We start from the raw sequence: 20,747 nt of genomic DNA, 5'->3' as shown, positions 1-20,747 counted from the left end.
ACGCTCTGTTATATGAGAAAACCTCTATCGAGGCCTTTCGAAGAAGGGCGACCGCGTTTAGAGGTAGGCTTTATCGCCAATAAGAATTTGTTCTTCCGACTTGCTCGGAAACTTACAAATTCTTATGTGGTAAAAAAAAAAGCCCGCCCGGCTTTATAGCCGGGCATGGCTCTAACGTCTCTATTAGCGGCTGGCGATATATTCCGCCGCCTGCTTCTGCACCTCTGCCTTCACCTTATTAATCCCTGCTTTCTTCAAATGCTGCACCAGGGTATCGAAGGCCGCCTCCACATCACTAACCGCACCGATATAGATCGGCTGCGCATATTGCGTCGAGACGCTTTTAAGATTGGCAATCTCCGATTTCACCTGATCGGAATTAAACAGGAACCCTACCAGAGGCGTTGGCTCCAGCAGCGGCTGAATCCGGTCCTGCAGCTCTTTATACGACTCGGTCGAATTGGCAACGGGCTTAAACAGGCTTTTGTTCACGAACCAGAAGCCGGCGGCATCGGGAGGATACGTATTGGACTCGGAGGTTACGCCTTCCGGCAGGCCAACCGTACCGTCAGGCGTAATCGTGTAGTTAACCCCTTCGATCCCGTAATAAGCCAAATAGGCGTACGAAGGATCCTCCATAATCAAATCAAGTGCTTCCAGCGTCCGTTCCGGATTTTTGGAGGAGGCGGCAATCGCTACCCCGTTGTTCAACCAGCTGGATTCCGCAGCCTTCCCTGACGGATACAGCATCGGGAACGGATAGACGTCTATCCCCTGCTCCTTGCAGGACATAAAGACATTCATCATGTCGATGGAATTGCCAAATGCTATGCCCGATTTGCCGTTGCAGAAATTATCCTTGGAACGGATGTTGTTGGCGTAAGGATTTTTGTTAATATAGCCCTTGTCATACCAGTCCTTCATGATATACGCGGCTTCCTTCTGCCAGCCCAGAATCGGTTCTTCCGCCATACTGTACATCACGGCCGCGGGGTCCTCCATATCCGCCGTTATGCCTTGAGCCAGGGGATCTCCTGAATCAAACGGAGCCGTAAACCAGGCGAACTTCTCCAGCATGAGATAAGCAAACGGAGTTGGAAGATCGTATTGGGAGTCCAGATTAAGCGGAATCATGCCCGGATAGTCGCGTTTAATCTCCGCCAGGTACGGCTCGATCTCCGAGAACTTCGTAATCCGCGTCATGCCGGCCTTCTCCATCACGTCCTTGCGGAACAAGGCCACATTCACCTTCCGGTCGGGAGAGGACGTCGGAACCATATAAGGCGTCCCGTTCACATCGGCTGCGCGAAGCGCTTCCGGCGCCATCGCCGCCATATGCCGCGGCATATATTGCTCCAGCATGGATTGGCTGAGCGGATAGAAGGCTCCCTTAGTCGCCTCCGCCACATAGAAGTTCCAATCTGCCGCAAATATAAAATCCACGTCCTGGCCGCTCGCCATAACAAGCGGATACTTGGACGCGACATCATTCCATCCGATATAATTCAGCTCAATCGTTGCGTTAATATCTTTCTTCAGCTTGTCGTTAATCGCCTGAAGCACTTGCGGCATCCCCTTTGGCGCCTCGCCAATCAGATAACCGATAAGCTTTACTTCCTTCTCATGGCCGGAACCAGCTGCAGCAACATTCTGCTTATCTGCATTCCCGGAACAGGCGGTTAATCCCAGCACGGTTAACATGCACAGCAGAGCCGCACCCAGCCATAGCCGCCCTCTTATTCCCCGTCTCATTGCGCTCTCCCCCGTTCATCCAGTCTTCGTTCAGGCAGCCGCAGCAAGACGCGCGTTCCTTCACCCTCCGAGCTGTCGAACTTCAGTCCATACTGAAGACCGTAGGACAGCTGCAGACGTTCCTCGATATTGCGGACGCCGTAGCCGCCACGCTCGCCTTCTCCCGAAGGAGCCTGCAGAATGGCGCTCAGCTGCTCCGCATTCATCCCTACGCCGTCATCGCATACTTCGATGAGCAGATCTCCCTTGTCCGTCCAGGCGGAAATCCGGATTTCGCCTTCTTCGCTGTCCTTCTCCATAATGCCGTGCAGAATCGCGTTCTCGACAAGCGGCTGAAGCAATATTTTCGGCAACCGGCAGTCGTACAGATCCCTTGGCACTTCAAATTCCAGACGGACGCTGTCGCCAAAGCGCATGTTCTGAATCCGCACATACGCCTCGATATGCTTCAGCTCGCTCTCAAGCGAGACATACTCCTTGCCGTTCGACAAGCTTAGCTTATAAAAAACGGCCAGTTCGTCCACAACCCGCTTGATGTCATTCGCGTTAGACTCTATCGCCATCGCATTAATCAGATCCAGCGTATTGTACAGGAAGTGAGGATTAATCTGCGCCTGCAGAGCTTTCAGCTCCTTGTTCTTCACCTCTCGCCCAAGCGACGACTTTTCTTCGATTAAACCCGAGATATTCTGGACCATCGTGTTGAAGTTATGCGTCAGCTCGCCAATCTCGTCATCGCTTGCCGGAAGAGGCGCCAGCTGGAAATGGCCATGCTTTACCTTCCGGACATGGATAATAAGCCTTCTTATCCTCTTGGTTGCCGATGCAGCGACAAAGAAAGAGAAAGGCAGCATAAACGGTACGACAATCAGGAAAACCGATATGATCCGGTTCCTCGCCTTCACGCTGGATTGCAAAATATCGGTATACGGCACGACAAGCGCAACCTTCATGTCGGTATGGGGAATCGCCTGCACCCCAAGCAGATGCCGGCTTCCGTCGATCGGATAATTATTATTGTAGTAATTGTCTACCTCGTCGGAATGACGATAAAGGGCGCTGACTTCCATTGCGAGCTCATTCGAATAAATAAACCGGTCGGACTTGCCTAACAGCTCGCCTTCGTCGTTGAACAGAAAAGCCGCCGCATGAGGCGTCAGAATCGCATGGTTAAGCACCGAATCCATGGCGGCGGGCTTTACGCGCGCGCGTACAATGCCGTCGAACCGCTGAATGTCATGCTCATTCGGAATTTTACGCAATACCGTTAATTCCCGGCTGTCGGCATTGGAATCAACCGCTGTCGAAGGAAGCCAGGCGACAAAGGCTTTGGCCGAAGCAAATCGGGTGTACCAGGGCTCCGCCTCCGCTTTCTTCATATCGAGAAAATCGGCATTTTCCGTAGCGCCGGCAAGCCCTTGTCTCATATAAATCTGAATGGAATCAATGTCGTCATTATAACGGAATTGATTGATAAGCCTCGACAGCTGCAGCGAAGCCATATGCCACACGTCAATATCCTCATACGGCTTGGAATCGGCATTGACCGCCGTCTGCACAAGCTCGTTGAAGGCGATAAAATTTAGAACCTCCGTAATCGCTTCTGATTTGTATTCGAGATAAGCCTTCGTCTCGTCCAGCATTTTGCGCGAGGCATAAATCGCCGCTTCCTTATTCTCCTGCTGCGTCGTGCTGATATGAATAAACAAGAGGAGCAGGAAAGGGATCATGATCACCAGCACGTAAGTCGCAAACAGCTTGTAACGGATGCTGAAGAAGAAAGGCCGCTTCAATCTTCTTTTCATCGAACGGCACGCTCCCTGAATTCGGAAGGGGTACAGCCCGCGTTCCGTTTGAAGAAGGTGGTGAAGTAATTCGCATCGGTCATGCCGATCAGGAGCGCTACCTCGATCATTTTTACATTCTGGTCGCAGAGCAGCTCCTTCGCCTTGTTCATTCTTGTATCCGTAATGTATTCCTTGATCGTCTGACGGCTATGCTTCTTGAAATAAGCGCATAGATAAGTCTCGCTTAACTGTACATGATCGGCTATGGCGCGGATCGTGAAGCCTTTCTCATGGAAATGGGCATGGATATAACGGTGAATCTCCCTCATCTTTCCGCTCCCCGCTCCCGCCTCATCCTCGCTAGGCTCAGCCATTGCCTCCAGGAACGATATCACATATTGCTCCAAATCTCCGAGACACGGTATACGGTCGATTTCCTTCCACATGTACCTCCGTTCGGTATCCTTCGATACCTCCGCCAGCCCAAGCTGGATAGCCGTTTCCATAATCGCGATGAGGAATTGGAAATACGTATCTTTTAATCGCATAATATCGAGATCCATCTGCTTCCGGACATAAGCCGTCCATTCCCGGACGATTTGCTTAGCTTCCTCCACATGGCCTTTGCGGAGCTGGTCTCGCATCAGCCGCACTTCTTCCCAGTTCGTTGCAACGGGAGCATGCGACGCAAGCACGTCCGAGAAGACAGGCTTTGATCCGTTGCCGTAATATTGATAGGCGCAAGCAAGGGAAGCCAGACGGTAGGATTCGGGGATCTCCCGATAGGAGGCTGCCGGCTGCCCGATTCCAATCCGAAGGTCGATGGCCGGCCCCGCAATCTCGCGGAGCCCGGCAAAAATCTCCTCTATCTTCTCTCTGCCTTCCCGGTAGGAGCTTCCGTACTCGCCGGGCAGAATAAGCACCAGATGATGGCTCGAATCAAACCCAGCAAGCGCTTTCATATCATAAAAGCAGGCACGGCTAGAGATCGCTTCCAGTATGCGCAACTGCGTTACGCCGGGATCCTCCGGCAAATCAAGCGGACTCCAGTAAAGGCTGGAGACGGCTACCGTATAGGAACCTTCACTTGGAAGCAGGAACGTCTCCCGGCTGTCCAATGCCGGAACGACATGCGGAGAGTCCGGATTCGATACCAGCTTGCGGACCATTTCCTGTCTAAGATAAGGCAAGCTATGGTCAAAGCCCTCCTGCAGCTTGCGCTCTTCCTCCTTGCGCTTCCGCTCCTCCTTGCGTTGCCGGATGGCCGCCTCCACCACGTCGCGCACTTCGTTCAAATTTACGGGCTTCTCGATATACGTAAACACCTTAAGCTGAATCGCGGACTTGAGGTACTCCTTATCGGAGAAGCCGCTGAGGAAAATAATCGGGCAATCGGGATCCGCATTCCTGTACGCGGTAGCGAATTCGATTCCGCTCATCTTAGGCATCCTTATATCGCAAAGTATAATATCCGGCTTCCGTTCCATCGCAAGCTCCAGCGCTTGAAGTCCGTTGCGCGCCGTCTCTACCTCGTCGATTCCTACCGTGTCCCACGGAATATAATCTTTCAACAATTCTCTTGTCCGGGTCTCGTCGTCAATAATTAATAACTTCAAGAGAATCCCTCCTGAATGGCGATGTGTATGGCTTGCTGCAGACACGACTTTCGTCTTTCCATTATAGAAGGTAGTCTACGGCCTGCATACGGGAAAAACCTACGATTACCTTTGATTATTGAAGCCGTTCACTTTTGCCGTACATTTTAATAGAGACACAAAAAGCAGCAAGCCGGGGAAAAGCTTCCCTGACTTGCTGCCCACTGTGGTTACGATTAATTTTTGACCAGCGACCAATCGTCTACTCTGACCCAATTGCCCGCGTTAGCTACCGAATATAGACCAATCTGCGCCTTGCCGCTTGTTACCTGGATATTAGGGATCGTGATTTGCGTCCAGCTGCTAATAGAGGTGTTGATAGCCGCATCCAGCTCCGAGCCTCCATAGTTCTTCACGTAAATTTGCGCCGTGGATTGCCCGCCGCTGCTCTTCACCCATACTTTCAAGGTATACGTTCCATTCGGAAGACCGGTTATATTCTGGTACCGGCTTGCGCTGTAGGCCGCTCCTGCGTATTGGTTGCCCGACCATCTTCCCGAATGCGCGCCGCCTTCAATATTCGAGTTAGGGTCCGCGGCCGTGTTAAACCACGTACTCCAGCCCGCCAGGTCGATCTGCGATACCCGGTCGGCCTCATAACTTGGATTCATGACATAGTTATTGCCGCTTCCTACGCTCCATGTTCCCGCTGCCGCATCCAGATTGAACTGGCTGAGGGAATTCAGCGTAGGAGTGGTTCCGCTGAATGAGATCGGCATCCACTGGTTATAGCCGATGCCGTTGCCCGCGAAGTCGCTCCAGCGGTCGCCGCCAAAGAGAATGGTTGTCTGAGAAGTGCCTTGCACGGGAATAAACATCGAGGTCTGGGACACATGCGAGAAGTCGGCATCCGTTCCGTTCATCACAAACTCACTCGAGTAAGTACCGGTAATATTGGTTGAAGTAACGCAATAAGTATGGGAAGCGTTCCAGCCGTGCAGGTCGGAGGAGCATAAATAATAGACGCCGTTATACTTGAACATCGCATTGCCTTCGCGGCCGCCTGCGCTGCTGTTATACACGTTAACTGCCGGTTCTACGTTCAAGTAATCGGATGCCCGAAGCTCGGACACATACAGATGCGATCTGCCGCTGGCGTTGCTGAACACGAGATACGCCTTCCCGTTGTCGTCGATGAAGGTAGATTGGTCGCCTGACATATTGTTCACGACATTCGTAATCGTGGACTGCACATGATCGAAGGCGAACGTCCCCGTCGGCGTGCTGCTGGTTGCAAACGCAATCCCGCTGCCTGCCGGTCCCGAATATTGCGTAATCAGGACATATTTCTGCGTATTTGCGTTATACACGACGCCAAGACGACCCAGCCAATCGGCGTCCCAGGTGGAACCGTCCGTTGCCCCCGTAATGACATTGCCCCGGAAGGTCCAGTTCACGAGGTCCGTAGACGAATAACAGGTGACAGCCGCAAAGCTGGTGTCGCTGTTCTTGGACGTCGGATTATTATAGTAGGTTACCGCTCCGTTATATTTGACGCCATACCAGTAATACGTGCTGCCAACCTTTAAAATATTGCCGCCTTGCGAGTAGATGGGATTGCCCGAGGTGTCCTTCCAGAATACGTCATTGTTAATTGTCTGGCTTGCCGCGTGCGCCGTCTGCGGCAGAGCAAAGGCCAGCACCAGCGCAGCGAACAGAACTAGGCTTTGCATGGCTGACAGCCACTTTAACTGAATCCTCATTTTCAGCATCCTCTCTTTACGGTATTGGTCCTTAATCCTCCTTCTATTCCTCCTCTCCGCGTTTGTCGTTGTTCATTTTATAGCGCTTACAATAGAAAAAACAGACGAAGAAGTTACGATTATCTTGATTAACCTACGTTTGCATAACAAAAAAGAAGCGGCTCTTATCCGCTTCCTTTCATTGCCTTCTTTATTTCAGCCTGCATATATTCGGCGAACTCAATGAGTTGTCTCTCATCCCGCTCCAGCAGGTTTCCTTGTCCAATGTAGTCATCCAAGCAGGCCCTTAACATGGTATGATACTTACTCGGCAATACCCGCAGTCCCCATTCCCCGCCCTCTTGCTTGGAGGACACTTTGCCTTCCCGCAAGTAGAACAAAACCCTGCATAGATTTAAGGAATAATAGACCGGTAAATCGATAATCTCTTTGGAAGCTTCGCTTATATCGCCAAGAATAGACTGTATGTAATAGATGCTCTCAACGGGCCCCAATAGTTCCGGGATCGGAACGCCCCACAAAGTCTTGCCCCTGTAATAAATAACGGTAAGATGCGCGGCTAGATCCGGGTCTTCGAATCCTCCGCACAGGTAGCCGGGTTCTGATTGATAACGCTCGCGATGATACTCCGAGTAATGATATTCGAATGGCGTCGGGTATACAAAATTCCTTGCATAAGACTCCAATATTATGCTTAGCTCTATTCCATTGCTGCCGCGCAAGTCATGATCCAGAAGTAAAACATGCCTCGTCATCAGCTGCAGCTCTTCCTTGGAAAGCTTATTCTTTACGACAAGGATAAGATCGATATCGCTTTTCCGCGGGTTGAAACAGCCCATAGCTAATGAACCATGCAAATAGATGCCTGCTAAATTGTCTGATAATATCGACTCGAAGGTGCTTACCGCTTTTTGCAAAAAGGCATCGATACCCACCCTGTCCGCCTTCAAATATACGACCTCCCCCTGAATTCCACTCATTACCCCATTATTATCCAAAATAAAATTCTATGTCTACGGCAAAGATCGCAAACTCCAATATTCGGACATACTTCCTCCAAGATTAAGACAGTCCTTGGGCCTTTTATTTTTATTCAGCTAAACTTATAAAAACCCATTGGATAATGGTTTATTTGTGATATAATCTCCATAGTTTTTTACCAATAAAGCATTTACACTAACACAGAAATCGGTGATCACATGTTTCAATTCAAGTGGCTTTGGCACAATCTGAATGGTGATCGGGCAAGGTACATAATCGCCCTATGTCTGTCCGTGATTGGCTCATCGCTCACGATTATCAACCCGTACATTGGTCAACGCATTGTCGATACCTTCATCGCAAGCGACAATGCCGTAAAAAACCTGACCGATGAACGATCCCTGCTGATCGGCTTATGCTTTGGCATGATCGGCTTCTCCCTGCTTCGCACGGGGCTCGCTTACTTCACTACCCTGCTCTACGAACGCGCATCGCAGAACATGCTGTTCCGCGTAAGGATTTACCTGTACAACAAAATTCAAGGGCAAGACATGCAATACTATGACCGCAACCGTACCGGGGATCTGATGACCAAGATGACGGGCGATCTCGAGATGGTGCGTCACTCGCTCGCGTGGATCATCAAGACGATTATCGAGTCTCTTACGATCTTCTTGGCAGCGGTTGTCTACTTCTTCTTTATTGACGTCTCGCTTACGCTATGGCTGCTTATTCTGTCGCCGCCCATCCTAATCGTCGCTTTTATCTTCGCCAGACGCGTACGCCCGATGTATGTGGATCTCCGGGAGCGCCTGTCGCAGCTGAATACAACAACGCAGGAAAATATCGCGGGCAACCGGGTCGTCAAGGCCTTCGCGCGCGAGGAGTTCGAGATTCAGAAGTTTACCGACAAGAACGTCAATTACTCCACGGCCAACAAGAAGGCTGCATTGGTATGGCTTGATTATTTCCCTTATCTGGAGACCTTGTCCCAGGCCTTTAACGTCATTCTTATGATTGCGGGCGGTCTGCTCGTGATGGACGGCCGGATTACCTTTGGCGAGTTCTCCGCGTTCTCTGCGCTCATCTGGGGTCTATCCAACCCGATGCGCAACATCGGCATTATTATTAATGATATTCAACGGTTTTTTGCGAGCCTTACCAAAATCATCGATGTGTACTATGCCCAGCCTCAAATCGTCAATGAGCATAATCCGGTTGTGAAGCACCGCTATAAGGGCAGCATCGAATTCGACAACGTCAGCTTCAAATACGACAGCGCTACGGTACTCGAAAACATCAGCTTTAAAATTGAACCGGGTGAAACCGTTGCCATCATGGGCGCCACGGGCTCCGGCAAAACAACGCTGATCAATATGATTCCGCGCTTCTACGATGTCACGAAGGGCCGCGTTCTCGTGGACGGCAAGGATGTGCGCAAGCTTGAGCTTGATGAGCTTCGCGGCAATATCGGGGTAGCGACGCAGGACGTCCTGCTCTTCTCCGATACGATTGACGGCAATATCGCTTACGGCAATCCGGATATGCCGGAGGAGGAAGTCACGAAGTTCGCAAAGCTTGCCGCAGCCCATGACTTTATCCGCAAAATGCCGGAAGGTTATGACACGGTCGTAGGCGAACGCGGGGTGGGTCTGTCGGGCGGTCAAAAGCAGCGTATCGCTTTGGCGCGCGCGATGGCCGTGCAGCCTCCGATTCTCATTCTGGACGATACCACCTCGGCCGTCGACAACGAGACGGAGGAGCATATTCAGCGGAGTCTGAAGGAGCTGGAATTTTCCTGCACCAAAATTATTATCGCGCAGCGCGTGTCGACAACGTCGCAAGCCGACCGGATTCTCATTTTGGAGAACGGCCGTGTTATTGAAGAAGGAACTCACGCCGAGCTTCTCGCGAAGCGCGGGTATTATTACGGAGTATTTATGCTGCAGAACGAAGGCATCGAGAGAGAGGTGACGGCTCATGGCAAGGAATAAATTCGACATCGACGAGAATCTGGAGTCGCCCTTTAATATTAAGCACTTCAAGCGTGCTCTCGTCTATATCAAGCGCCAGAAGAAACCGATGATTATCGCTTTCGTGCTGAGCGCCCTGTCAGCGGGTATCGCGCTCTCCGCCCCTCTGATCATGCAGCATGTGGTTGACGTAACGATTCCGGCCAAGGATAAAAGCGGGCTTGTCTGGCTGTCGCTGTTAATGCTCGGCACCATTGTGGTCAGCGTTATTCTAGCGACGATCCGCTCCCGCATTATGACCCGCGTCGGGCAGGATATTATCTTCGATATCCGTTCCGATCTGTTCAAGCATTTGCAGGAGCTGCCGTTCCAATATTACGACGACCGCCCGCAAGGCAAAATTCTGATCCGCGTTGTCAACTACGTCAACTCGGTATCCGATGTGTTGTCCAACGGTATCATCAACTTGATTCTGGAGATTCTCAACCTGATCTTTATCGCGGCGTTTATGTTCGCGGTTGACGCCAGATTGTCTCTTCTTATCTTGGGCGGTCTGCCGATCTTCATCGGCATCATGCTGCTGATCAAGACGAAGCAGCGCCGCGCATGGCAGGCGGTTTCGAATAAAAGCTCCAATATGAACGCTTATCTGCAGGAGAGCATCAGCGGCATTCGCGTTACGCAAATCTTTACCCGGGAAAAACATAACGAGGGCACCTTCACCCGCTTGTCGGTCAACTATCGCAGCGTGTGGATGAGAGCCATGTATTTCAACTTCCTTGTACCGTTTTCGGTAGATAACTTGACGACGCTCGTAACGACTTCCATTTATTTCGTAGGTCTCCTGGCGTTAAGCCCGGCAGAAGTCACCTTTGGCGTCATTCTGGCGATGAGCAGCTATGCGGCGCGCTTCTGGCAGCCGATCCTTAACATTTCCAACTTGTATAACAGCTTTATCAACGCTGTCGCTTATCTGGAACGGATCTTCGAGACGCTGGACGAACCGGTTACGGTTAGCGATGTGCCTAACGCGCGCGAGCTGCCGGCTATCAAAGGCCGGGTAACCTTCGACGATGTGACCTTCGCTTACGATCCGGGCGTCAACGTCCTTCAGAACCTGAAATTTGACGTGAAGGCCGGCGAGAGCATCGCGCTTGTAGGTCCTACCGGCGCGGGCAAAACAACCGTCGTCAATCTGATCTCGCGCTTCTACAATGTCACCGAAGGGCGGATTCTGATCGACGGGAATGACATTGCGGACGTGACGCTTAAGTCGCTGCGCAGCCAGATGGGCATTATGCTTCAGGACAGCTTTATCTTCTCCGGCACGATTATGGACAATATCCGCTACGGCAAGCTGGACGCGACGGAAGAAGAGATTATTGCCGCAGCCAAAACCGTATGCGCCGACGATTTCATCCGCGAGTTCGAGCATGGCTATATGACCGAGGTGAACGAACGCGGTTCGAAGCTTTCCCAGGGCCAGCGCCAGCTCATCTCGTTCGCCCGCACGCTGCTCGCGAATCCGCGCATCCTCATTCTCGATGAAGCTACTTCGTCGATTGATGCCCAGACCGAGCGCCTGCTCCAGAAGGGTCTCAACGAATTGCTTAAGGGAAGGACTTCGTTTATTATCGCGCACCGTCTATCCACGGTTAAGAACTGCGACCGGATTATGTACGTAGCCGACAAAGGCATCGCGGAAGCCGGTTCGCATGACGAGCTGATGGCTCAGCGCGGCCGGTACTACAAGCTGTACACGGCTCAGAAGATGGAAGCCATGTAACAACGCAACGCAAAGCAAGGCCCCCGATCGGAATGGATCAGGGGCCTTTTCTATTAAGCTTATCGCGACAGCTTGATAACAAGCTTTTTCGCCGATTCGGTTTCGACCGTGATTTTGTAACGCTCTTTTACTGCTTCAAAATCAATGCTGCCAGTCTCCTTGGAAGTTACGGTTTTCTCCCAGACGGTCTCGTCATCATGGCTGACCTTGAGGATAAACGTTCCCTCTTCCGAGGACGCCTCATACGGGATGCTTACCGAACCCGCTTCCGCGACGGAGAAATCGTCTACCTTGTAAGTCCCCTTCAGCGAGCCGATCTTCAAACTCAGCTTGCCGTTGATCTCCGTTTTGACGGTTGAGACGGCTAAATTGGTTCCATCGGCATATTTGGACGCGACATTAACGACAACCACCGTAATAATGATCAAGGCTAAAAAGATCCAAAATCTGAATTTGGATTTAACGATTCTCAAAATCATAACCCCCTGGCATTTTTGTCCGTCGGACAATAATTCGCCAGGGGGTTTTTAATCCCTTTTCTTCCGGTTATTTTGCCGAAACCGTCCCATCCTTGTTGACCTTCACGTTGAATGAAATCTTGTTCAGCTTCGAGTACGTCGTTTCGTTATAAGCCTGCTCCCGCAGAATCGGTCTTGTATTATCGATTTTTACCGGCGTGATTTTACTGCTCACCTTGTCCCCGTCGAACGTCAGAGTAGCAATCATGGAGTCGTACGCTTTGTTCGAGCGCTGCGTTGGAGTGAACACAAAGTTGCCGAGGGAATAAAAAATCGGTTTGCCCTTATACGTCTCAATGCCCTGCAAGCAATGGCTATGGCTTCCTATTACGGCATCTACCCCCGCGTCGATAAAAGCCTTCGCATACGTTCTCGCATAGTCCTCCGGGTAATCCTGGTATTCGTTATTCCAGTGAATATAGATGACTGCAATGTCCGAATATTTAACCGCGTTCTTGACGTAACGCATCATCGTATCAAAATCGTAACCCGAGGCGATGCCTGCCTTGTTATCCCCTGCATACCAGCTTGGGCCGGAGAGCACCCGGCTGATGCCAACGATTGCTACCTTTTTCCCGTTGACCTTCTTGGTATAAGCAGTGAATGCCTCGTCGATATTGCTGCCGGCACCGGCATGGCCGATCTTGTATTCGTTCAGATAATCTATCGTGTCGTTCAGCGCGTCCACCCCGTAGTCGAGCGTGTGGTTATTCGCAACGGATACTCCGTCGATCCCGGAGTTAACGATCGCTTGCAGCGTTTTGGGAGCGGAACGGAAGGTGTACGTTTTAATCGCCTTTTGCCCGCGTGTCGAGATCGGAGTCTCGAGATTGGCGAAGCTGATGTCGGAGCCGGATAACAGGCCTCGCACCTTTTCAAACGGGTAATTCACGCCATACTTTTCCATATTCGCCGCAACCTTCCCGTCCAGCAAAATATCCCCTGCAAAGCTGATCTCGATCGGCTTATCCTCTGTGGCAGCCGGCTTTGCCGAAGCAGAAGAGGCTACCGCCGTCACATTGCCCGCCGCCTCCAGATTAAAGCCCAGAAAAAGAAGCAAAGCCATTACGTATTTAAGCACGCTCATTCGCATCGTACCCTCCATGGAATCTATGTATCTTCCAGCCAAGACTACTAATGTGTATGCCGGTTGGAAGAAATAGATTACTAGAAGGGAAAGACTTTTCTTTCGCTCAAACTTTTGATACAGTAAGAAAAATAACGTTGCATGCGACTGGCGAAAAAAGTGGAATCAACCACGAGGGAGCATGCAGCTTGGACGTTCCGTTCGCCTGGGAAAAGTATCTGAGGACAGACTTGCGTTTTTTCGCGAGCCTTCCGCAGGTGCTTTTTTTCGTTCATGAACAAAATGGCATGGAGGGATTGGAATGACAAAGCTCTTGAAAGCGAAGGAAGCAGCAGATCAGGTATACGAAGGAATCCGGACGAAGGTCGAAGAGTGGAAGCGGAACGGGGTCCAGCCTCATATGGCGACCATTCTGGTCGAAGGAGATCCCGCATCGGCTTATTATGCCGGGGCCAAGCAAAAAATTGCCGAGAAGCTAGGCGTAGCTTTTACTCTCCACGCGTTCACGGCAGAGGTTGCGGAAGAGGAGATCCTTCAGCTCGTTCACCGGCTGAATAACGATTCATCCGTTCATGGCATTATGTTGGAGCTGCCCCTGCCCCGGCATCTGTCGGCGAGCACCATTGAGAAGGCAATCTCCCCGCTGAAAGACGTGGATGGAGTTACGCCCGATAACAAGCTTGCTACGGTAACGGGTGACACCGGTCTCTACCCGGCCACTCCCCAATCCTGCATCCGGCTTCTGAAGCATTACGGTTATACGCTTGAAGGCAAGAATATAACGCTCGTGGGACGCGGCCAGACCGTCGGACTCCCGCTGTTCCATATGCTTCAGCGCGAGAACGCCACCGTAACCGTCTGTCATTCGCGCACGCCGGATATCGCTTCTCATCTGAGCCATGCCGAAATCGCCTTTGTCGCGGTCGGCCGTCCAAACGTCGTTACGCCAGATATGGTTCATCCCAATCTCGTCATTATTGATGCCGGAATTAACGAAACGCCGGAGGGTAAAATGGTTGGCGATGTTGCAATCGACGTTCAATCAAGCGCAGCGGCGGTGTCCCCTGTACCTGGCGGGGTAGGAACGTTAACAACGGCTATCCTGTTCGAGAATCTGATAAAGGCTATTGACCTTCAGCTCGGGGAGGGCAAATAAATGACTACAACAATAACGTGGGATGTTTCTATCCGTCATTTTCTGCAGCAAGCCGGCAGTTCCAATCCTACGCCGGGTGGAGGAAGCGTAGCCGCATTGATTGCTGCGCTTGGAGCTTCGATGACTTCAATGGTTGGGAACTTGACTCAGGGAGAAAAATTCGCCGATATTCAATCCACTATTGCTGAAGTTTTAGATAAGATGCGTCGATCAACGGCAGAATGCGAAGGGCTGCTTCAGGCGGATAGTTCTTCTTTTAATAAATACATGGATGCGCTAAAGCTCCCTAAGAGCTCGGATGAAGAGAAACGTATACGCAAAAACGCGCTTCACGAAGCTACGATTCAAGCGATTGATGTTCCTCTACGTCTCATTGAGGTGTGCAGGGAGGGTCTAACCTTTACCCATCGCATTGCGGAATCTTCTAACAAAAACGTCATCTCCGATCTGGGGATTGGAGCGATTTTGTTCGAAGCTGCGGCCCAGTCTGCACTGCTGACGATCGAGATCAACCTGGCCTCGTTAAAGGACGCGGAGCTGAAGCAGCTCTATTCGGACAAGGTAGCTTCGCTAATGAACGAGATTCAGGATCTGAAAAGCAGCTCCCTGCAAATCACGCGCAATCGCATCTTTAATTAGTTTTCCATACGAAATCCAATGTAGCTGAATAGAAAAAGGCTGTCCTTAGTCATCTTAATGACTTATAGGAACAGCCTTTTTACTTAAGCTTCCTCTACAATCGCTACGCCCCAACGCTCAAGCTCAATCGTGTCACCCGAGCGGAGCTCGCGGTCCGCGAGCAGCTCGGCGCCGTCTCCATGAGGATAGACGAGGGATTGCGATTCATCCGAATAATTGAAATAATAGCGGATTGTTTTGCCGGACTCGTTAGTACCCGTCTTCACGATAATCGGGAACTGGAGCTCTTGATCGACTCCCCAAATCCCTGCTTCGCGGCATGCTCCTTCCAGCACTTTGCGGGCAACCGCTTCGCTTGGCAGGCAGCCGATATAGGTTGCGACGCCTTCGCCATGCCGGTTGGTCGTGATCGCCGCGTATTGTCCCCAATGCGGGTGATCGTACCAAGCCAATACTTCCGCCGTAGTTGGCGTAAGCAGCTCCATCCATACCTCTACGTTATTGTCAGACTCGCCAACGCCAAACGGATTCCCTTTGAGCAACACCTTTTTAGGCTCCACAAATTGCGAATAACGAATGCCGCATGCTTTTTCGATGAGGCCTGGCTGAGCGCCCGTCCGCACCTTAATATGCTCGTTCGCAAAACCGCTCTTGAACGTATATACGACATGCCCGCCGTTCGCGACATAGCGGTTCAAAGCATTAAGAAGCTCGTCCGATGCGGCATACAACGCCGGCACAACGATTAGCTCATAATTGCCTAGCAGCTCGATAGACCCCGGATGCAAAATATCGCAGCCGATATTCATCTCGTACAGCCGGTCGTACATGAGGCGAACGATATCATTATAACGGACCTCCCCGCCAGGCAGCTTGAACCAGTCCAGAGACGTCAACGCTTCGTTGCTCACAAGAACGGCAGCGCGGTTCGTCTTCTTCAGGTTAACCAGCTTGTCCGACAAACGGGCGAACTGGCGTCCAACAAGCTTCGCTTCGTTATAAGTCGGATTTGGCCCCAAGTCATGGCTGAGCAGGCCTTTCCAATACGTTTCGAAAGAGTTATGAATGGAATGCCAATGCCAATACTCAACCATATTAGCGCCGGAAGCCAAATGGCTGAATGCCTGCTGCAGCAGCTGGCCCGGATAAGGCGTCCAGTTCGGGAACGCTTGGGCTTGCGTCTCCAGCACGAAATAGTTCGTCCCTTTCAGCGATCGGGTCGAGTCTCCGCCGAAGGAAATTTCCTTCCCGGTGAGATCATCCTGCGAAGGATGATAAATATCAACCCCCGCAATGTCGAGCGCCTTCGCCGCTTCGAAATGGTCCACATCCGGCTGAACGCCAAAGGAATAACCCCGCCATTCAAAATCAAAGTTATGCGTAACGAATTGACCCGGACGTTTATACTCATTCACAATGGATGCCTGCCACGCGAGGAAATCGGTCACAAGCTGCCGTTGGAATCTTGCGAACTCCGCTCCAAGGCTGCCGTTAATCGTACCGACAGCCGACGGGAAGTCCTCCCAGCTGTTAATCCGGTTGCTCCAGTAATCGAGGCCGAATTCCTCGTTCAGCCGCTCTACCGTACCGAACTTCTCCCTCATATATTTCACGAAGCGAAGCTGCACGTTAGGACCGCTTGTCCGGTAATGCTTCGTTTCGTTATCCACCTGATAACCGATAACGGCGGGATGATCGCATACCCGGCTGATCAGCTTGCGGATAATACGCTCGGAATAAAACAAATAGGAAGGGTTCGTAATGTCCATAATCTGCCGCGCCCCGTAGCGGCCCGGTCCGTCCGGCGTCTCCGCCAGTACGTCCGGATGCTCCTTCACCATCCAGGTCGGCACCGCGTAGGTTGGCGTTCCGACAATCACATGAATACCCGCTTCATGCATGGCGTCCAGCACGCGGTCCACGCTGGAGAAATCAAATACGCCGTTTTGCGGCTCATGCGTGCTCCAGGTCGATTCCGCGATACGGACCAGATTAATGCCCGCTTCCTTCATCATCTCAATATCCGTGCTTAATCTTTCGTAAGGCATATACTCGTCGTAATAGGCTACTCCATATAACAGCTTGCTCAATGTCATCTCTCCCCTGTCAAAAGTTTTATAAGTTGTTGCGGTATTGGTTCGGCGTCATGCCGGTATGCTTCTTGAACACCTGGAAAAAGTATTTCTCGTCCTGGTACCCGGATTCGTGAGCGATATCCGAGATTCTTAGGCTTGGATCCTTAAGCAGACGGGAAGCATACTCGATGCGAATGCGATGAAGATATTCGATAAAGCTTGTCTGCAGCTGCTGCTTGAATAAATAACTGATATAACCAGGCGTTACGTACACCTCGCGGGCAACCGATTCCCGGCTGATATCGAGGCGGAAATGCTCGTGCACGTAAGCGAGTATGGACTCGAACAGCTTGTTGCCGTTTTTGCGCGCGGACAGCTGATCCGCGATTTTGAGCGCCGTATCCGTCAGCGTTGCCATAATATGCTCCAGGCCGGAACGGGCCATCATGCGGGGGATTTCATCCAATCCGTTGCCGAACACCTCCATCACATTGACATTGCGTTCAATGCAATCCCGGTAGAGAGCGAAGTAAAGCGCATAGATCGAATTGCTGACATTCTCCTTCGAAGAGCTCTCCGGCTGCAGGGAAGCGAGGAAGTCCTGCAGGCTGCTGCGAATCAGCGTTTCCTCCCCTTTTACAATCGCCTGAAGGACGGCCTTCTCGCTCTCGAGCGGATAAGAGGCATGCGTGAAATCCTCCTCCTCCGTGGCTTCCAGATAATCGGTGATCTTTGCGTTGCCCTCATAAAATTTCGCGTTTAACGCCTTCTCCGCTTCTTGGAACGAAGGGCGGAAATGCCGGATCTGCCGGTCAAAGCTACCAATCCCCACCGAAACGGTAAACTTGAGATAACCTTCCGCATTATGCTGAACGGCTTCCGCGTAAGGCAGGAGCAGCTTTGTGTCGAGCCATTCCTCCGCGTTCATCAGCAGCACTACGTCGTCGTTATGTTCGAAGGCGGCGCAGCGGCATAACGGCGCAAACGTCTCCTCGGCAATATTTTTGAGGGCGTATTTGAACAATTCGATATCTACGCTGCCGTACCTTTGTTGAACGAGATGCAGGTTGTCGATTTGCACGATTAACGCGCCAAAAAACGGCAGAGGGAAGGAAATATCGCTAAGTTTCAGATTGTTAAGCAGCCGATCGTACGGAGGATTCTCGGTCAGGGCGAGTCGACTGAGCGCATATTCCTTGAGGAAAGGGAAGCTTTCCCGGAAGCCGCTGCGGAGCCCCTCCAGCTTCTCGCTTTCCAGCCTTTCTTCCGCGATCTCCTCCGTCAGCTTGACAACCAGATCCAGAATTTCCTGCCTGCGGCTTGGCTTAAGCAGATAATGCGCAACGCCGGAAGCCATCGCCTTCTGGGCGTAGGCGAATTCGTCGTGTCCGCTCATAATGATGCATTTGACCGCGGGATACTGTTTCGAGACCTGCTGGATCAGCTCCAAGCCGTCCATCACCGGCATTCGGATATCCGTCAGCAGAATATCGACGTTCGTGCCCTCCATGATCTCAAGCGCCTCCGCGCCATCCCGCGCCTCACCAACGATCTCGATCCGGTGAGCCCCCCAATCGATCAGCATTTTTATGCCCGTGCGCGCTCTCTCCTCATCATCCACGATAAGCAGTCGATACATTGTCGTCGCTTCCCCCCATCGATAGAACCGCAGGTATAATGAGCTGCACCCGCGTGCCTTGTCCTGGCTTGCTATCGTATGTCAATTCGAAATCATCCTTGTAATAATGCTTCAGCCGTTCATGAACATTGCGGACGGCATAACCGCTTGTATCCTGCGCGACGTTGATGTCGCTTTCCTTCGGCAGCTCGATCAGCTTCGCCAGCTCTGCTTCTCCCATGCCGGACCCGTTGTCCTCGATCACGAACTTCAGGCGGTCTCCTTCCCGGGTGCCCGTTACCCGAACAAACCCGCCGCCCCGCTTCCGTTCAATGCCGTGTACAATGGCGTTCTCGACAAACGGCTGAAGCAGCAGCTTCAGAATGACATACTCGCCAAGTTCAGGAGAGATATCGACTTCGTATTCGAGCACATCGCGGAAACGCATTTTTTGCAGGGAAAGATACAGCTCGAGAAGCTCGCGCTCCTTCGCCACGCTTGTGAAGCTTTTGCCGCGGTTAAGACTTAAACGGAACAAGCGCGACAGATTAATGATCATCTCGCTGATTTTCTCCTGGCCGGCGGATTCCGCCTCCCAGAATATCGTGTCCAGCATGTTGTACAGGAAATGAGGATTAATCTGTGCCTGCAGCGCTTTAAGCTCGGCTTCTTGCTCCCTGAGCCTAAGTACATACGCATCATCAACAAGCGCCTTGATGCTCTCTACCATACTGTTGTACCCCTGAGTCAGATACCCGATCTCGTCTCCGTATTTGACGTCCACCTTCTCGTCGAATTGACCGTTCTGGAAACGGCGCATCGACAGAAGCAAATTTTTAATCGGGGCGGTCAGGAACATCGTAAGCAGCAGCATAACCGGAATACTCATGACGAGCCACACCGCGATAAGCAGCATGACGAACTGCTTAATCGAATTCAGCTCCTTGGTAAGCGTGCTGAGCGGTACGGCGTAGAGGTACTGCCAGCCGTTTTCCCCTTTGCTGTAAGTTAGAAGCAAGCTCTCTCCATCCAGCTTCATTACCTTGGACCCCGATTCGGGAATAGCCGTACGAATAGCATCGAGTTCGGACTGTCCATCCTTGAAAAAAGGTTTTCCCGCCTCCAGCAGCGGCTCCCCGGTCGAATCCAGAATAACGATGCCGTGATCCTTGTCGTACAGATTCGCCAGATACTGCGCTTTGATGGTCTCCTGATTTACGCCTACAAAAATAAAACCGATGGTATAACCGTTATTGATGTTCCGGACAATCCGGGTCATCCCGATCTTGTCCTTGCGGTTGTTCTGAATAAACACGTTATCCGAGGTTAAAGGAAACCATAGAGGCGCTCCGCGTAAAGCAGCCGTCTCTTTATAGATCAGATTGGCCTGGATTTCCTGAATCGTGCCCGAACCGCTGCTATCGTCGGTTGCAACCTGGAACAGCGGCGGTCCTTCCTTCCCATACAAGGCGACATAATCGAAATTGCCCGTCAATAGCATCTGATTCATTAGCGTTGTTGTTGACCCATTGTACAAGGTAGGATCCAGCGTCCCCTCTTGCGGACGCACCTCCATCTGGAGCGTCGACTGAATATAAGGGTCCATCGCAAAGACCGTCACCCAATTCGATATTGCCTTTTGCATCGACTGCATGTTATTTTCCACAACCCGGACAACTCCGAGATTCGTTGAGCTGACCTTGTTTACGATTTGAGTTTTTGAGGTTTGAATCGCATAATACCCAAGCAGAGCGGAAAAAACTGTCATGAGCAGCGCGAACGGGATAATGATTTTGAACTTCAGGCTTAAGTTGAAATAAGCGCGCAGCATGAACGATCACAAGCCTTTTCTTTGCTTTTTTGTTATTCTAATCTTCCTATGCGGCAATCACAATGACTTTGGCAAAGGTTTCGACAAACGTCTACCTTCGTCTTTTTTTCTCTACTGACCAGCCATCATTCCGCTTGTTATGATCGGTGCAGGCAATAGAGATTGCCGGCATTCCTAATCACAGAT

General features: G+C 51.4%; 14 protein-coding genes and 1 riboswitch. Of the genes, 4 read left to right on the top strand and 10 right to left on the bottom strand.

Annotated features, from left to right (window positions below; all coding sequences use genetic code 11):
* Nucleotides 1-183: 183 nt before the first annotated feature.
* The 5 genes from WFJ73_RS29180 to WFJ73_RS29160 all read right to left on the bottom strand — a co-directional run bounded on the left by WFJ73_RS29180 (nucleotide 184) and on the right by WFJ73_RS29160 (nucleotide 7,847).
* Nucleotides 184-1,752 carry an extracellular solute-binding protein gene (locus WFJ73_RS29180; protein WP_336776410.1) on the bottom strand — a complete coding sequence of 523 codons (1,569 nt, stop codon included), beginning with the start codon at nucleotides 1,750-1,752 and terminating at the stop codon, nucleotides 184-186.
* On the bottom strand, nucleotides 1,749-3,557 hold the full coding sequence (locus WFJ73_RS29175; protein WP_336776409.1) for a cache domain-containing sensor histidine kinase: 1,809 nt from the start codon (nucleotides 3,555-3,557) through the stop codon (nucleotides 1,749-1,751). The genes WFJ73_RS29180 and WFJ73_RS29175 overlap by 4 nt, the downstream gene beginning before the upstream one ends.
* Nucleotides 3,554-5,155, bottom strand: coding sequence for a response regulator (locus tag WFJ73_RS29170; RefSeq protein ID WP_336776408.1), 1,602 nt, complete (start codon nucleotides 5,153-5,155; stop codon nucleotides 3,554-3,556). Before WFJ73_RS29170 ends, WFJ73_RS29175 begins: the two co-directional genes overlap by 4 nt.
* Nucleotides 5,156-5,370: 215 nt before the next feature.
* Nucleotides 5,371-6,897, bottom strand: coding sequence for a family 43 glycosylhydrolase (locus WFJ73_RS29165; protein WP_336776407.1), 1,527 nt, complete (start codon nucleotides 6,895-6,897; stop codon nucleotides 5,371-5,373).
* Between the two features lie 164 nt (nucleotides 6,898-7,061).
* Nucleotides 7,062-7,847 (bottom strand): aminoglycoside adenylyltransferase domain-containing protein, encoded by a 786-nt coding sequence (locus WFJ73_RS29160; protein ID WP_336776406.1) that lies wholly within the window; start codon nucleotides 7,845-7,847, stop codon nucleotides 7,062-7,064.
* A gap of 249 nt (nucleotides 7,848-8,096) precedes the next feature.
* Here WFJ73_RS29160 and WFJ73_RS29155 point away from each other — a divergent pair, with 249 nt between their 5' ends.
* Nucleotides 8,097-9,872: an ABC transporter ATP-binding protein gene (locus tag WFJ73_RS29155; RefSeq protein WP_336776405.1), complete on the top strand. Its 1,776-nt coding sequence runs from the start codon at nucleotides 8,097-8,099 to the stop codon at nucleotides 9,870-9,872.
* Nucleotides 9,859-11,637 (top strand): ABC transporter ATP-binding protein, encoded by a 1,779-nt coding sequence (locus WFJ73_RS29150; protein WP_336776404.1) that lies wholly within the window; start codon nucleotides 9,859-9,861, stop codon nucleotides 11,635-11,637. Before WFJ73_RS29155 ends, WFJ73_RS29150 begins: the two co-directional genes overlap by 14 nt.
* A 59-nt stretch (nucleotides 11,638-11,696) precedes the next feature.
* Here WFJ73_RS29150 and WFJ73_RS29145 read toward each other — a convergent pair whose 3' ends face one another.
* Both WFJ73_RS29145 and WFJ73_RS29140 read right to left on the bottom strand, forming a co-directional pair.
* Nucleotides 11,697-12,110: a hypothetical protein gene (locus WFJ73_RS29145; RefSeq protein ID WP_336776403.1), complete on the bottom strand. Its 414-nt coding sequence runs from the start codon at nucleotides 12,108-12,110 to the stop codon at nucleotides 11,697-11,699.
* Nucleotides 12,111-12,183: 73 nt separating this feature from the next.
* Nucleotides 12,184-13,242 (bottom strand): CapA family protein, encoded by a 1,059-nt coding sequence (locus tag WFJ73_RS29140; RefSeq protein WP_336776402.1) that lies wholly within the window; start codon nucleotides 13,240-13,242, stop codon nucleotides 12,184-12,186.
* Nucleotides 13,243-13,375: 133 nt separating this feature from the next.
* Nucleotides 13,376-13,460, top strand: a riboswitch (ZMP/ZTP riboswitch).
* 83 nt (nucleotides 13,461-13,543) lie between these two features.
* On the opposite strand from WFJ73_RS29140, the gene WFJ73_RS29135 reads away from it, so the two are divergent.
* Nucleotides 13,544-14,398 (top strand): bifunctional 5,10-methylenetetrahydrofolate dehydrogenase/5,10-methenyltetrahydrofolate cyclohydrolase, encoded by an 855-nt coding sequence (locus tag WFJ73_RS29135; RefSeq protein WP_336776401.1) that lies wholly within the window; start codon nucleotides 13,544-13,546, stop codon nucleotides 14,396-14,398.
* Nucleotides 14,399-15,037, top strand: a complete 639-nt coding sequence (locus WFJ73_RS29130) for a cyclodeaminase/cyclohydrolase family protein (protein ID WP_336776400.1) — start codon at nucleotides 14,399-14,401, stop codon at nucleotides 15,035-15,037.
* 83 nt (nucleotides 15,038-15,120) lie between these two features.
* Here WFJ73_RS29130 and WFJ73_RS29125 read toward each other — a convergent pair whose 3' ends face one another.
* From WFJ73_RS29125 to WFJ73_RS29115, 3 genes are read right to left on the bottom strand one after another with little or no spacing between them, the layout of a single operon-like run.
* Nucleotides 15,121-17,127 carry a beta-galactosidase gene (locus WFJ73_RS29125; protein WP_336776399.1) on the bottom strand — a complete coding sequence of 669 codons (2,007 nt, stop codon included), beginning with the start codon at nucleotides 17,125-17,127 and terminating at the stop codon, nucleotides 15,121-15,123.
* Between the two features lie 25 nt (nucleotides 17,128-17,152).
* Nucleotides 17,153-18,751: a response regulator gene (locus WFJ73_RS29120; protein WP_336776398.1), complete on the bottom strand. Its 1,599-nt coding sequence runs from the start codon at nucleotides 18,749-18,751 to the stop codon at nucleotides 17,153-17,155.
* Nucleotides 18,726-20,561, bottom strand: coding sequence for a cache domain-containing sensor histidine kinase (locus tag WFJ73_RS29115; RefSeq protein WP_336776397.1), 1,836 nt, complete (start codon nucleotides 20,559-20,561; stop codon nucleotides 18,726-18,728). The genes WFJ73_RS29120 and WFJ73_RS29115 overlap by 26 nt, the downstream gene beginning before the upstream one ends.
* Nucleotides 20,562-20,747: the final 186 nt, after the last annotated feature.

It is taken from the genome of Paenibacillus sp. MMO-58, from assembly GCF_037146255.1.
In the GTDB taxonomy this organism is placed as follows: Bacteria; Bacillota; Bacilli; order Paenibacillales; family Paenibacillaceae; genus Pristimantibacillus.
This window is presented reverse-complemented; position numbering and strand designations above follow the sequence as displayed.

What these genes read in the sequence shown, in the direction of transcription:
- WFJ73_RS29150 (WP_336776404.1), top strand. Translation starts at nt 9,859, where the DNA reads ATGGCAAGGAATAAATTCGACATCGACGAGAATCTGGAGTCGCCCTTT.
- WFJ73_RS29165 (WP_336776407.1), bottom strand. Translation starts at nt 6,897, where the DNA reads ATGAGGATTCAGTTAAAGTGGCTGTCAGCCATGCAAAGCCTAGTTCTG.
- WFJ73_RS29180 (WP_336776410.1), bottom strand. Translation starts at nt 1,752, where the DNA reads ATGAGACGGGGAATAAGAGGGCGGCTATGGCTGGGTGCGGCTCTGCTG.
- WFJ73_RS29155 (WP_336776405.1), top strand. Translation starts at nt 8,097, where the DNA reads ATGTTTCAATTCAAGTGGCTTTGGCACAATCTGAATGGTGATCGGGCA.
- WFJ73_RS29135 (WP_336776401.1), top strand. Translation starts at nt 13,544, where the DNA reads ATGACAAAGCTCTTGAAAGCGAAGGAAGCAGCAGATCAGGTATACGAA.
- WFJ73_RS29115 (WP_336776397.1), bottom strand. Translation starts at nt 20,561, where the DNA reads ATGCTGCGCGCTTATTTCAACTTAAGCCTGAAGTTCAAAATCATTATC.
- WFJ73_RS29175 (WP_336776409.1), bottom strand. Translation starts at nt 3,557, where the DNA reads ATGAAAAGAAGATTGAAGCGGCCTTTCTTCTTCAGCATCCGTTACAAG.
- WFJ73_RS29120 (WP_336776398.1), bottom strand. Translation starts at nt 18,751, where the DNA reads ATGTATCGACTGCTTATCGTGGATGATGAGGAGAGAGCGCGCACGGGC.
- WFJ73_RS29130 (WP_336776400.1), top strand. Translation starts at nt 14,399, where the DNA reads ATGACTACAACAATAACGTGGGATGTTTCTATCCGTCATTTTCTGCAG.
- WFJ73_RS29140 (WP_336776402.1), bottom strand. Translation starts at nt 13,242, where the DNA reads ATGAGCGTGCTTAAATACGTAATGGCTTTGCTTCTTTTTCTGGGCTTT.